This is a genomic window from Cupriavidus pauculus, assembly GCF_022179805.1.
GTDB classification, from domain to species: Bacteria; Pseudomonadota; Gammaproteobacteria; order Burkholderiales; family Burkholderiaceae; genus Cupriavidus; species Cupriavidus pauculus_E.
In genome coordinates this window covers 518,298-530,867 of sequence record NZ_BPUO01000001.1, presented here as the reverse complement: position 1 = coordinate 530,867, position 12,570 = coordinate 518,298, and the positions used below count along the sequence as shown (strand labels likewise).

The following is a 12,570-nucleotide window of genomic DNA, read 5'->3' as shown; positions in this document are numbered from 1 at the left end:
CGCCCTGTTCCGTATCACGTTCCGCAGAACTGATCGTCGATCAGATCGATCAGTTCTTCGCGGCCGCTTCCTGGTGGTAGCGCGTCACGCGATCCACTTCGTTCTTCGAACCCAGGACGACCGACACGCGCTGGTGCAGCTTGGTCGGCGTCACGTCCAGAATGCGCTGATTGCCGTCGGTGGCCGCGCCGCCGGCCTGTTCGACCAGGAATGCCATCGGGTTGGCTTCGTACATCAGGCGCAGCTTGCCTGGTTTCTCCGGCTCGCGCTTGTCCCACGGATACATGAAGATGCCGCCGCGCGTGAGGATGCGGTGCACATCGGCCACCATCGACGCAATCCAGCGCATGTTGAAGTTCATGCCGCGCGGACCATCTTCACCGGCCAGGCATTCGTCGATGTACTGGCGCACCGGGGGTGCCCAGTGGCGCATGTTGGACATGTTGATCGCGAATTCCTTGGTGTCTTCCGGAATCTTCACGTCCGATTGCGTCAGCACGAAGCTGCCGGCCTCGCGGTCCAGCGTGAACATGTGCACGCCATTGCCGACGGTCAGCACCAGCGTGGTCTGCGGGCCGTACACCGCGTAGCCGGCGGCCACCTGGTGGGTGCCCGGCTGCATGAAATCGGCCTCGGTCACGGTCTCGCCCGGCTTGTGCATGTGCAGCACCGAGAAGATCGTGCCGATCGACACGTTCACGTCGATGTTCGACGAGCCGTCGAGCGGATCGAACAGCAGCAGGTATTCGCCCTTCGGGTAGCGGTTCGGGATCTCGTAGAACGAGTCCATTTCCTCGGAAGCCATGGCAGCAAGGTGACCGCCCCATTCGTTGGCATCCAGCAGCACTTCGTTGGCGATCACGTCCAGCTTCTGCTGGGTTTCGCCCTGGACGTTGCCGGTGCCGGCCGAGCCGAGTACGCCGGCGAGGGCGCCCTTGCTGACGGCGTTGGAAATGGCCTTGCAGGAGCGCGCGACAACCTCGATCAGCAACCGGAGTTCCGGCTGGATCGTGTTGTGCTTACGCTGCTCCTCGACCAGATAGCGGGTGAGGCTGATGCGTGTCATGGTGGGGGTTCTCCTTGGATGGCCGCCATTCTACAGGGCTGCCGCTATGGACAGCCCATTTTCGGGTCCTCGCGCCGCCAGCGCCGCCGTCAGCTTGCCAGCGCCTTGCTGACGATCTCGCGCACGTCGCGCGACAGCGTCGACGCCGCCGCCACGCGCTGCAGCGCCGCGCGCATGCGGTCGCGCAGCGGGATTTCGTACTTCTGCCAGCGGTCCATGACGCGCGCCAGCCGCGCCGCCACCTGCGGGTTGATCGCGTCCAGAGCCAGCACCTGGTCGGCCCAGAATTCGTAGCCGGAACCGTCCTCGGCATGGAACTGGGCCGGGTTGCCCGAGCAGAAGCTGAAGATCAGCGAGCGGGCGCGGTTCGGGTTGCGCAGAGTGAAGGCGGGGTGCTCCATCAGCGCGCGCACCGTGTCGATCGTGCGCTTGCCGGCGTGCGGCCCCACCTCGCCACGCTGCATGCCCTGCAGCGAGAACCACTTGTCGATCACCAGCGCGTCGTTCTCGAAGCGCTCGTAGAAGTCGGTCAGCGCATGCTCGCGGCCCGGCGCGAAGCTGTTGACCAGCGCCGACAGCGCGGCAAAGCGGTCGGTCATGTTGTCGCTCTGGCCGTAGTGCTGGTCGGCCAGTGCCTGCATGTCGGCGTCGCCGGTGTCGGCCAGGTAGCCGAGCGCCAGGTTGCGCAGCGCGCGCTTGGCCATCGAGTCCGCATCGGGGCTGTAGTCGCCCGGCGTGGCGTTGGACTGGTAGGCGGCCAGCCATTCGGCCTTGAGCGCCTGGGCCAGCCCTTCGCGCAGGAACAGGCGGGCGCGGTGGATCGCGGCCGGGTCGGCCACGCCCATGCGTTCGGCCAGGTAGGCTTCGGCCGGCAGCATCAGCGCCTGCTCGCGGAACGCCGGGTTCAGCGAGCCATCGGTCAGCACGGTACGGAAGGCCGAGACCAGCGCCGGGTCGAGCTTCAACTCGCGCTGCGCCTGCACGTCGCCAACCAGTTGCAGCAGCGCGCGCGTGGCCAGCCGCTGGCCAGCTTCCCAGCGGTTGAACGCGTCGCTGTCGTGGGCCAGCAGGAACGTCAGTGCCGCGTCGGTGTATTCGTAGTCGACGATGACCGGCGCCGAGAAATTGCGCAGCAGCGATGGCAGCGGCGCCTGATCGCCACGCGGCAGCCCGACGAAGCGGAACACCTGCTCGGCCTGCGTGAAATCGAGCACGCGCGTGGTGCCCTGCGGCTGTGCCTCGCCGTCGAGCTGCAGCGGCAGGTCGTTGCCCTGGGCATCGATCAGGCCCAGCGCGAACGGGATATGGAACGGTTGCTTTTCCGGCGAGCCGGCACGCGTCTCGATGCCCACCTTGGGGCAGCGCTGCGCCAGCGTCAGTGTGAGCGCGCCGGCGTTGCCGTCCCATTGCGTGCGGGCGGTGACCACCGGCGTGCCGGCCTGGCTGTACCAGAGTCCGAACTGCTTCAGGTCGCGGCCGTTGGCATCGGCCATCGCGGCGCGGAAATCGTCGCAGGTCACGGCCTGGCCGTCATGACGCTTGAAGTACAGGTCCATCCCCTTGCGGAAGCCGTCGCGGCCCAGCAGGGTCTGGTACATGCGCACGACCTCGGCGCCTTTCTCGTAGACCGTGACCGTGTAGAAGTTGTTGATCTCTTCGTAGCTGTCGGGGCGCACCGGATGGGCCATCGGGCCGGCATCTTCCGGAAACTGCACCTGGCGCAGCACGCGCACGTCCTCGATGCGCTTGACCGCGCGGCCCGACTCCGAGCCCATCATGTCGGCCGAGAACTCCTGGTCGCGGAATACCGTCAACCCTTCCTTGAGCGACAGCTGGAACCAGTCGCGGCAGGTCACGCGGTTGCCGGTCCAGTTGTGGAAGTACTCGTGCGCCACCACCGATTCGATGTTGGCGAAGTCCACGTCGGTGGCGGTCTGCGCATTGGCAAGCACGTACTTCGTGTTGAAGATGTTCAGGCCCTTGTTTTCCATCGCGCCCATGTTGAAGTCGCCCACGGCGACGATCATGAAGCGATCGAGGTCCAGCTCCAGGCCAAAGCGCCTTTCGTCCCAGCGGATCGAGTGGATCAGCGAATCCATCGCATGGCGGGTCTTGTCCAGATCCTGCGGCTCCACCCACACCTGCAGCAGCTTTTCCTTGCCCGAGGCCGAGACGATCTTTTCCTCGATGCATTCGAGCTTGCCTGCCACCAGCGCGAACAGGTACGACGGCTTGCGGAACGGGTCTTCCCAGACGGCTTCATGACGGCCGTCCGGCAGCTCGCGCTGCGAGAGCAGGTTGCCGTTGGACAGCAGCACCGGATACGCGGCGCGCTCGGCCCGCAGCGTGACCTGGTAGGTGGTCATCACATCGGGGCGATCCAGGAAGTACGTGATGCGGCGGAAGCCCTCGGCCTCGCACTGCGTGAAGAAGTTGCCGTTGGAGACGTAGAGGCCCGACAGCGTGGTGTTGGCCGCGGGATTGCAGGCTACGGTGATTTCCAGCGTGCCCTGCGCGGGCAGGCCGTTCAGCGTGAGCGTGTCTTCGTCGGCGCCATAGGTGGTGAACGGCTTGCCGTCGAGCTTGATGCCGACCAGTTCCAGCGCCTCGCCAACGAGCACCAGCGGGGCGTCGGCGGGGCCGGTACGCTGCAGCTTCAGGGTGCTGGTGACGATGGTGCGCTGCGGGTCGAGGTCGAGCACGAGGTCGACGTGGTCGATGGCAAACGCGGGCGGAGTATAGTCCTTGCGATAGACGGTAACGGGCGTGTCGGTACGCGGCATGGGGAGATCCTGTCTTCGGGTGACCGGGGGCGGCGGGCCGCGAAACGGCCCTGAAGCCCCCATTGTAGCCAAGGGGGTTCCGGCTTGCGCCGTGTCAGGGTCGGCTTGGGAATTTGCCGCGTCCGATCCTGTCTGAGGAAACGTGACCGAACCAATAACAAGAGGTGTTGCGATGTGGCAAGGCGTGGTGAAGATGGGAAGACGGGGCGGGCTGTGGGGGCTCGTGGCGCTGGGCGCGTTGTGGCTGTCGGGCTGTGCCAGCACCGTCACCACCGAGGTGACGGCGTTCCGCGACGCCGGCTGGAACAACGACCCGCCGCACACCTATGCCTTCGAGCACACGCCGCAGCAGGAGACGCAGCTCGACCGCCAGACCTACGAGGGCTGGCTGGCGCAGACGCTGGGCGGCGTCGGCTTTGAACAGGTGCCGGCCAAGCAGGCGCGATACCTGGTGACGATGGACTACGACGCAGCGCCGGGCTTCGTGCGCGTGGCCGAGACCGTCTATCCCGATCCGTGGTACGGCCCGTGGGGTCCTTACTGGGGGCCGTACGGCTATTACCGTCCGTGGGGTCCGTATGGCTGGGGCCCGGGATACTGGCCGCCGCAGACCGTGGTGCGCGACGTGCCGGTGACGTTCTCGAACCTGCGCGTGTTCTTCAAGGACGCGGCCAGCGGCAAGCGGGTCTATCAGGTGACCGCGCGCAATACCACCGAGAACGGCAACCTGACCGCCGTGATGCCGTACATGATCCGCAGCGCCTTCACGGGATTCCCCGGAGAAAGCGGCCGACCCCGGCGCGTGACGCTGGAGGTGGAGAAGGATACGAAGCCCTAAGTTGCTCCTGACGTTTTGCTCCCCTCTCCCACCGGGAGAGGGGCCGGGGGAGAGGGTAGGGCGGTTCAAATTGCAGCCGGATCGGCAAGCAGATACGCCTTTCCCTCACCCCCAACCCCTCTCCCGCACTGCGGAAGAGGGGAGCGAAAGCAGGGCGCTTTTCCGCATGCATTCGTCGACATTCGTCCACCGGTTCTGTTCATCGGTGAGACAGGCGCACTGCGTACCCGGCGGTAGCCGAAGTTTTTGAACACCACCCCCCAAAAACACTGTTTCCACCGTTGCAAAGGACCGCCAGCGCGAGGTGGCTGGGCTAGAATGGCTGCTCGATTTTTTTCGCCTTCTCTTTCCGGACAAGCAGAATGAGCAGCAAGACCAGCGGTGATGCACCGCAACACGCCCCGAACAGCCCTGAAGCGCAACTGCGTCTGGCCGCACTTGAGTATCACCGCAGCCCGACCAAGGGCAAGATCCAGGTAACGGCCACCAAGGCGCTGTCGAACCAGCGCGATCTGTCGCTGGCCTATTCGCCGGGCGTGGCGTACGCCTGCGAGGAGATCCACAAGGATCCGTCCATGGCCGCCGAGTACACCTCGCGCGCCAACCTGGTGGCGGTGATCACCAACGGCACGGCCGTGCTGGGCCTGGGCGACATCGGTCCGCTGGCGGGCAAGCCGGTGATGGAAGGCAAGGGCTGCCTGTTCAAGAAGTTTGCCGGCATCGACGTGTTCGACATCGAACTCGATGCGCGCGATCCGGACAAGATCGTGGAAATCGTCGCCGCGCTGGAACCCACGCTGGGCGGCGTGAACCTGGAAGACATCAAGGCGCCCGAGTGCTTCTACATCGAGAAGCAACTGCGCGAGCGCATGAACATCCCCGTCTTCCACGACGATCAGCACGGCACGGCCATCATCTCGGCCGCGGCATTGCTGAACGGCCTGAAGGTCGTGGGCAAGGAAATCGGCAAGGTCAAGCTGGCCGTGTCGGGCGCTGGCGCTGCCGCGATTGCCTGCCTGGACACGATGGTGAGCCTGGGCGTCAACCGTGAAAACGTGTTCGTGGTCGACTCGAAGGGCGTGATCTTCCAGGGCCGCGACGCGAACATGGAAGCCAACAAGGCTCGCTACGCGCAAGACACGTCGGCCCGCACGCTGGCCGACATCGTCAAGGATGCCGACGTCTTCCTGGGCTGCTCCACGGCAGGCGTGCTGACCGGCGACATGGTCAAGACCATGGCCGACAAGCCGATCATTCTGGCATTGGCCAACCCGGAACCGGAAATCCGCCCGGAAGTGGCCAAGGCCGCGCGTCCGGACTGCATCATCGCCACCGGCCGTTCGGACTATCCGAACCAGGTGAACAACGTGCTGTGCTTCCCGTATATCTTTCGCGGCGCGCTCGATTGCGGCGCCACGAAGATCACGGAAGAAATGAAGCTGGCCTGCGTGAAGGCCATCGCCGAGCTGGCCGAGGCCGAGCTGAACGATGCCGTGGCCGCAGCCTACGGTGGCCGCGAATTGAAGTTCGGCCCCGACTACATCATCCCGACGCCGTTCGACCAGCGCCTGATCGAGAAGATCGCGCCGGCCGTGGCCAAGGCTGCCGAAGAATCGGGCGTGGCGACGCGTCCGATCAAGGACCTGGAAGCCTATCGTCAGCAACTGACGAGCTACGTCTACCATACCGGCCTGATCATGAAGCCGGTGTTCTCGGCCGCCAAGGCTGCGCCGAAGCGCGTGGCCTACGCCGAGGGTGAAGAAGAGCGCGTGCTGCGCGCGGTTCAGGGCGTGGTGGATGAAGGTCTGGCACGTCCGATCCTGATCGGCCGTCCGCACGTGATCCAGATGCGCATCGAGAAGGCTGGCCTGCGCCTGCGTCCGGGCGTGGACTTCGAACTGATCAATCCGGAAGACGATCCGCGCTACCGCGCCTATCACGAGGCATATCATGCGCTGCGTGGCCGCGATGGCGTGACGCCGGACATGGCCAAGGTGGCTCTGCGCCGTTCCAACACGCTGATCGGCACGATGCTGATGCACATGGGCGATGCCGATGCGCTGCTGTGCGGTACGGTCGGCCGCTTCGAGGCTCACCTGGAACACGTGCGCGATGTGATCGGCCTGGCCCCGGATGCCAAGGTGTTCGCCGCCATGAATGCGCTGATGCTGGAAAAGCACACGCTGTTCATCACCGACACGTTCGTGAACGACGACCCGAGCGCGGAGGAACTGGCTGCGATCACGCAACTGGCGGCCAAGGAAATCGCACGCTTCGGCCTGCATCCGAAGGTGGCCATGATGTCGCACTCGATGTTCGGCTCGTCCACGCGTCCGTCGGCACGCAAGATGCGTGAAGCGGCCGCCATTCTGGCGCGCGTGGCGCCGGAACTGGAAGTGGAAGGCGAAATGCAGGGCGACGCCGCGCTGGACGAGGACGTGCGCCGCCACTTCCTGCCGAACACCAAGCTGGCTGGCAGCGCCAACCTGCTGGTGATGCCGACGCTGGACGCCGCCAACATCGCGTTCAACCTGCTCAAGATGACGGGCGGCCAGGGCGTGACCGTGGGCCCGATCCTGCTAGGCGCGGCCAAGCCGGTTCACATCCTAAACCCGCAGGCCACCACCCGCCGCATCGTCAACATGACGGCCGTGGCCGTGGCGGAAGCCGGCGCGATCCGCTAGTCACTGCACGGCGATCTGCGAGTTTTGCAGATCTGATCGTCCCAAAAAGAAACCGGGCCGCGAATCTGATTCGCGGCCCGGTTTTTTTGTCGGTGCGCTGGCACGTCTGCCGGGGTGTCAGCGCGTCGGCGGGTCAGTACGCACGGGTTCGTGCCTCCAGCCGGTTGCCTGTTGCTTCCAGTCTTCCAGCTATTGCAGCACGTTGTACTGCTCCCGCATCACCACGATGATCGAACGGGCCGCGGCCATCTGCTGTGCCAGATCGTTGAAGGTGTCCTGACGAAAGTCGACCTCAGCGCTCCAGTTGCAACCCGTGTGGTCCGGTTGATGCACGCGCATCGCATGCAATTCCACCTCGCCGCATTCAGGATTGTTGTCCAGGCACTGGCTCAGGATAGCCATCAGTTCCGGTCGGGACTTCACATAGCGCCGCATGCGTCACCTCACTCGTCCTGTTTTACGTGGTCCGGCACACAGTCCGGAAAACCAATCTAGGTAGAAGAGGGGGGCGCCGCCAATTGAATCGGCCTATGAAGCGTTGGCTTCCGATCCTGCTGCAACTGCAAGAATGCGCGTTGCGACGCAGCATTGTGGCGCATCAGAGACTGTTGCGCGCAAGAAAAAGCCTGCCACAAGGGCAGGCTTCAGTACTGCGGTGAGCGGATCGAGACGCTCAGAACTTGTGGCGGACACCCACGCCGAAGCTGTCGCCGTGCTCGATGCCCGTGACCTTGTCGTAGTAGTACGCGGCGTACACGTCGGTACGCTTCGACAGGTTGTAGTCGTAGGCCAGGGCGAACGTGTTGCGCTTGAAGCTGTTCACCTCGTTCAGCACGCGGCCGTACGTGTACGACGCCAGCACGTTGCCGGCACCCACCGGCACCGAGACGCCGCCCTGGCCGTCGATGTGCTTGATGTCGCCATTGACGTTGGCGTTCACGTTGGTCTTGATGTACTGGCCTTGCAGGAAGACCTTGAGCAGCTTGAAGTCGTACGAGGCGCCGGCCTGCACGGCCGTCTGCTTGTCGAAACCGACGATGTACGGCGTGTTGGCGTTCGGCGTGGTCGGCGGGTTGGTCAGGTCGAACGGCGTGTTGTCGAACTTGACCTGCTGGAAGGCCAGCGTGGCGGCCAGGGGGCCCGAGAAGTAGGTCACGTTGCCGCCCCACTTGTTCTTGCCCGTGTTGCCGGCCGATTCGCCGAAGCTGTAAATGAAGTTGGCGGTCAGGCCACCGAAGTTCGGCGTCGAGTAGACGACCGAGTTGTTCCAGCCCGAATCGCCGATGATGCCCGGGTCGTACACGCGGCCGTTGTTGGCGCCGAAGTACGTGTGGAAAATCATCGGGCTGAAGACGTACGAGTCGATCAGTGGGTTGAACAGAATCGTCGACACGAAGTACGGCGTGGTGTTGCGACCCAGCTTGACCGCACCATAGCGGTTGTTCTCCAGGCCCACGTACGCATTGCGGCTGAACATGGAGTCGCCATTGAAGCGGCCCATGCTGCCGCTATCGGTGCGGAAGAAGCCGTTCAGGTCGAAGATGGCCTTGGTGCCCAGGCCCAGGTCCTCGGTACCCTTGATACCCCAGTACGAGGTTTGCATGCCACCCGAATTGGCAACGTAGGCGCGGTCGCCGCTGCCAATGTTCTTGATGCCGCCGACGAACATATCGGCCTGGCCGTACAGCGTGACGCTGGACTGGGCCATGGCCGCGCCGGAAAAAAGAGTGGCCGCGATTGCCGCCAGCTTGAGAGCCGGCTTGTTGTACTGCTTCGTCATGTAAGACCTCCGTGGTTGTGAAGCTGCTCAGAACGTTTCTTGTGTGCTGGAACCCTGGCGGGTTCTCCTGCTTTGTCCCTCGGCCGCGCACGGAAGTCTGACGGTGCAGTGGGGACCGGCGCGGCCGGGGACTTTCTTGACAGCGATGTTGCTTCGCTGAACGTTCCTGAATTTCTCTCTCTCTTTACTGCCGTGGATTATTTTTTCAGGCGGATACTAAGTCGTTCAGGCGGAACTGCGCAATGCGGTGGATCTGATTGATGCAAGTTTGCAACTCCACCGACGGCTCGTTTTCGAGGCGTCTCGCGAACGCGTCGATGATTCCGTGGCGGTCATAGCCGCGTACGGCCAGGATGAAAGGGAACCCGAACTTGCGGTTGTAGGCCGCGTTCATGTCCTGCAGGCGCTGGAATTCCGCCGGCGTGCATTGGTCCAGCCCGGCGCCGGCCTGCTCGCGCGTGGATTCCGCGGTCAGTTCGCCACGCACGGCTGCCTTGCCCGCCAGCTCCGGGTGGGCCCGCACGAGCTTGACCTGGGCTTCTACGCCGGCCGCATCCACCGCGGCGCGCAGCGCGGCGGCCAGCTCGGCGGCGTTGGCGAACGGGCGCTGCTGCGCGGCCGTTTCGGCAAACCACGGCGAATGCTCATAGATGCCGCCAAGTACCTTGACAAATTCGGCCTCGGGCATCGCGTTCAGTTGCGCGATCGCAAAGGTGTTCTGGCTCATGCCTGGCTCCGGTACGGGTGGGTTTCGATCCAGTGGCGCGCCACATCGACGCGTCGGCAGATCCATACCTTGTCGTGCGATTGCACGTAGTCCAGGAACCGCTGCAGCGCGCGCATGCGCCCCGGGCGACCCAGCAGGCGGCAGTGCATGCCCACCGACAGCATCTTCGGCTTGTCCAGCCCGCTCGGGTCTCCTTCGGCGTACAGCACGTCGAAGGCGTCCTTCAGGTACTGGTAGAACTGCTCGCCGGTGTTGAAGCCTTGCGGCGTGGCAAAACGCATGTCGTTGGTGTCGAGCGTGTACGGCACCACCAGGTGCGGCTTCTTCTCGCCGCCCGTGACTTCCACTTCGGTCCAGAAGGGCAGGTCGTCGCCGTAGTAGTCGGCGTCGTACAGCAGGCCGCCGTGTTCCACCACGAGCTTGCGCGTGTTGGGGCTGTCGCGGCCCGTGTACCAGCCCAGCGGCATGTTGCCGGTCAGGTCCTTGATGATCTGCATGCCGATGCGCATATGCTCGCGCTCGGTCGCTTCGTCCATTCCCTGGTAGTGAATCCAGCGCCAACCGTGGCAGGCGATTTCGTGGCCGAGTTCGACGAACGCACGCGTCAGCTCCGGATGGCGCTGCAGCGCCATCGATACGCCGAACACCGTCAGCGGGAGCTTGCGCTGCTCGAACTCGCGCAGGATGCGCCAGACGCCGGCGCGCGAACCGTATTCGTAAATGCCTTCCATGCTCATGTGCCGCGCGGGGTAGGCCGCGGCACCGACGATCTCGGACAGGAACTGCTCGGAGGCGGCATCGCCGTGCAGCACGCAGTTCTCGCCGCCTTCCTCGTAATTGAGCACGAACTGCAGCGCGATGCGTGCGCCGCCCGGCCAACGGGCGTGCGGAGGCTGTGCGCCGTAGCCGATGAGATCGCGTGGATAGTTATCGTGTGTCATCTCGTTGTGTCTGCTTCAGGAGAGAAATCCAACCTACTGCCCCCAATCATGGTGAGGGCTGTCGCCGGAACCTGGAGCGCACTCGCTTACGCAAAGCGCGTGCCAGAGTTCCGCCGGCGGACCTGGCAACAGTAAGCGAAGCGGCACCGATTGTCCGCCTGCAATTGTCGAGTCCGATTGTTGAGCATCAATTGTTGCTGCTTTGTCGCGTGGCTTTACTCGGTGCCGTGCGTATTTGCGGCAGCGTTGCGCATGGCCTCTTCGGCCGACTGGATACCGTTGAAGAACAGGTTCAACACCACGGCCACAATCGTGCCCAGAACGATGCCGCTGTGCGTGAACGGGTCAGTCCACTTGGGCAGGTACTGGAACAGCGTGGGCGACAGCGTCGGGATCATGCCGAAGCCAATCGCGATCGCCACGATGAACAGGTTGTGGCGGTTGCGGTTGAAATCGCACGCGCCAAGGATGCGGATGCCGGTGGCAGCCACCATGCCGAACATCACGATGCCCGCGCCGCCTAGCACGAACTGCGGCACCGATGCCACCACGTGCGCCATCTTCGGGAACAGGCCGAATGCGATCAGGATCAGGCCACCGGCTGCCGCCACGTAGCGCGAGCGCACGCCGGTCACCGTGACCAGGCCCACGTTCTGCGAGAACGACGTGTACGGGAACGTGTTGAACACGCCGCCGATCACCGTGCCCAGACCATCGGCGCGCAGGCCGGCGGTCAGTTCCTTGGTGCTCAGCTTGCGGCCGGTGATATCGGACAGCGCCAGGAACATGCCCGTGGATTCCACCAGCGTGATCAGCATGACGATGCACATCGACAGCACGGCCGTGAGCTGGAACGTCGGCATGCCGAAGTGCAGCGGCGTGATGACCGCGACGAAGCTGGCATCATGCAGGCCGTCGAACGACACCTTGCCGAAGGCCATGGCGACGAACGTGCCGACGATGATGCCCAGCAGCACCGCGCAGTTGGCCACCAGGCCGCGTCCGTACCGGGTGAGCAGCAGGATCACCAGCAGCGTCAGTCCCGCGATGGCCAGGTTGCCCAGGTCACCGTAGGCGAGGTTCGGTACTTCCTTGACCACGCCGTCGATCACGGCGCGCGTGGTGGGCTGGCCACCGCCCGCCCAGTTGATGCCTACCCGCATCAGTGACACGCCAATCAGCGTAATCACCGTGCCGGTCACCACCGGTGGAAAGAGCCCGAGCATGCGGCCCATCATCGGCGCAATCAGTATCCCGAACACCCCGGACGCGATCACCGCGCCATAGATGCCGAGCAGCCCGACGTTGGGGTCATTGCCGATGGCGATCATCGGCGCCACCGACGCGAACGTGACGCCCATCATCACGGGCATGCGGATGCCGAATTTCCAGAAACCAATGGCCTGGATGATCGTGGCCAGGCCGGCCGCGAAGAGGTCGGCATTGATGAGGAAGGCCAGCTGATCCTTGGGGAGCTTGAGCGCGCCCCCAACGATCAGCGGAACCGCAACGGTGCCGGCGTACATCACCAGCACGTGCTGCAGGCCCAGCGCCAGCAATCGCCCGGAGGGCAACCGCTCGTTTGTCAGATCCGTGGGGACCGTGGTGCTTGCGGAATTCATGGGTGTGTCTCCTCTCCTTTGGTTTCGATGGGAACGCGCGCCGGGTTTTACCCATGACCGCTTTTTGTTGGCGCCTCTTGTCGTGGGCGTTTGTTGGCGGTTCTTGTCCGGTTTTCCGCCGCGCCTCTG

General features: G+C 64.3%; 9 protein-coding genes. 2 read left to right on the top strand and 7 right to left on the bottom strand.

Annotated elements, in window-relative coordinates; all coding sequences use genetic code 11:
- Positions 1–49: 49 nt before the first annotated feature.
- Positions 50–1,066, bottom strand: a complete 1,017-nt coding sequence (locus MFF62_RS02635; protein WP_238259537.1) for a class 1 fructose-bisphosphatase — start codon at positions 1,064–1,066, stop codon at positions 50–52.
- A gap of 89 nt (positions 1,067–1,155) precedes the next feature.
- Positions 1,156–3,849 (bottom strand): aminopeptidase N, encoded by a 2,694-nt coding sequence (gene pepN / locus MFF62_RS02630; protein ID WP_238259535.1) that lies wholly within the window; start codon positions 3,847–3,849, stop codon positions 1,156–1,158.
- A gap of 193 nt (positions 3,850–4,042) precedes the next feature.
- On the opposite strand from pepN, the gene MFF62_RS02625 reads away from it, so the two are divergent.
- On the top strand, positions 4,043–4,687 hold the full coding sequence (locus tag MFF62_RS02625) for a DUF4136 domain-containing protein (protein WP_238259533.1): 645 nt from the start codon (positions 4,043–4,045) through the stop codon (positions 4,685–4,687).
- Positions 4,688–5,049: 362 nt separating this feature from the next.
- The gene (locus tag MFF62_RS02620; protein WP_238259531.1) at positions 5,050–7,371 is read left to right on the top strand and encodes an NADP-dependent malic enzyme; all 2,322 of its coding nucleotides are present in this window, start codon (positions 5,050–5,052) and stop codon (positions 7,369–7,371) included.
- Between the two features lie 189 nt (positions 7,372–7,560).
- On the opposite strand, the gene MFF62_RS02615 is transcribed toward MFF62_RS02620, so the two are convergent.
- From MFF62_RS02615 to MFF62_RS02595, 5 genes are all read right to left on the bottom strand, one after another.
- Positions 7,561–7,806 carry a hypothetical protein gene (locus MFF62_RS02615; protein ID WP_238259530.1) on the bottom strand — a complete coding sequence of 82 codons (246 nt, stop codon included), beginning with the start codon at positions 7,804–7,806 and terminating at the stop codon, positions 7,561–7,563.
- Positions 7,807–8,044: 238 nt separating this feature from the next.
- Entirely contained in the window at positions 8,045–9,151 is a 1,107-nt protein-coding gene (locus MFF62_RS02610) for a porin (RefSeq protein WP_238259527.1), read from the bottom strand.
- A gap of 205 nt (positions 9,152–9,356) precedes the next feature.
- Positions 9,357–9,878, bottom strand: a complete 522-nt coding sequence (gene uraD, locus MFF62_RS02605; protein ID WP_238259525.1) for a 2-oxo-4-hydroxy-4-carboxy-5-ureidoimidazoline decarboxylase — start codon at positions 9,876–9,878, stop codon at positions 9,357–9,359.
- Entirely contained in the window at positions 9,875–10,819 is a 945-nt protein-coding gene (gene puuE, locus MFF62_RS02600; RefSeq protein WP_238259523.1) for an allantoinase PuuE, read from the bottom strand. Before puuE ends, uraD begins: the two co-directional genes overlap by 4 nt.
- A 215-nt stretch (positions 10,820–11,034) precedes the next feature.
- Positions 11,035–12,441 carry a nucleobase:cation symporter-2 family protein gene (locus MFF62_RS02595; RefSeq protein ID WP_238259514.1) on the bottom strand — a complete coding sequence of 469 codons (1,407 nt, stop codon included), beginning with the start codon at positions 12,439–12,441 and terminating at the stop codon, positions 11,035–11,037.
- Positions 12,442–12,570 lie beyond the last annotated feature (129 nt).

Coding starts and splice junctions, on each gene's coding strand:
- MFF62_RS02635 (WP_238259537.1), bottom strand. CDS start 1,066: ATGACACGCATCAGCCTCACCCGCTATCTGGTCGAGGAGCAGCGTAAG.
- pepN (WP_238259535.1), bottom strand. CDS start 3,849: ATGCCGCGTACCGACACGCCCGTTACCGTCTATCGCAAGGACTATACT.
- MFF62_RS02625 (WP_238259533.1), top strand. CDS start 4,043: ATGGGAAGACGGGGCGGGCTGTGGGGGCTCGTGGCGCTGGGCGCGTTG.
- MFF62_RS02620 (WP_238259531.1), top strand. CDS start 5,050: ATGAGCAGCAAGACCAGCGGTGATGCACCGCAACACGCCCCGAACAGC.
- MFF62_RS02615 (WP_238259530.1), bottom strand. CDS start 7,806: ATGCGGCGCTATGTGAAGTCCCGACCGGAACTGATGGCTATCCTGAGC.
- MFF62_RS02610 (WP_238259527.1), bottom strand. CDS start 9,151: ATGACGAAGCAGTACAACAAGCCGGCTCTCAAGCTGGCGGCAATCGCG.
- uraD (WP_238259525.1), bottom strand. CDS start 9,878: ATGAGCCAGAACACCTTTGCGATCGCGCAACTGAACGCGATGCCCGAG.
- puuE (WP_238259523.1), bottom strand. CDS start 10,819: ATGACACACGATAACTATCCACGCGATCTCATCGGCTACGGCGCACAG.
- MFF62_RS02595 (WP_238259514.1), bottom strand. CDS start 12,441: ATGAATTCCGCAAGCACCACGGTCCCCACGGATCTGACAAACGAGCGG.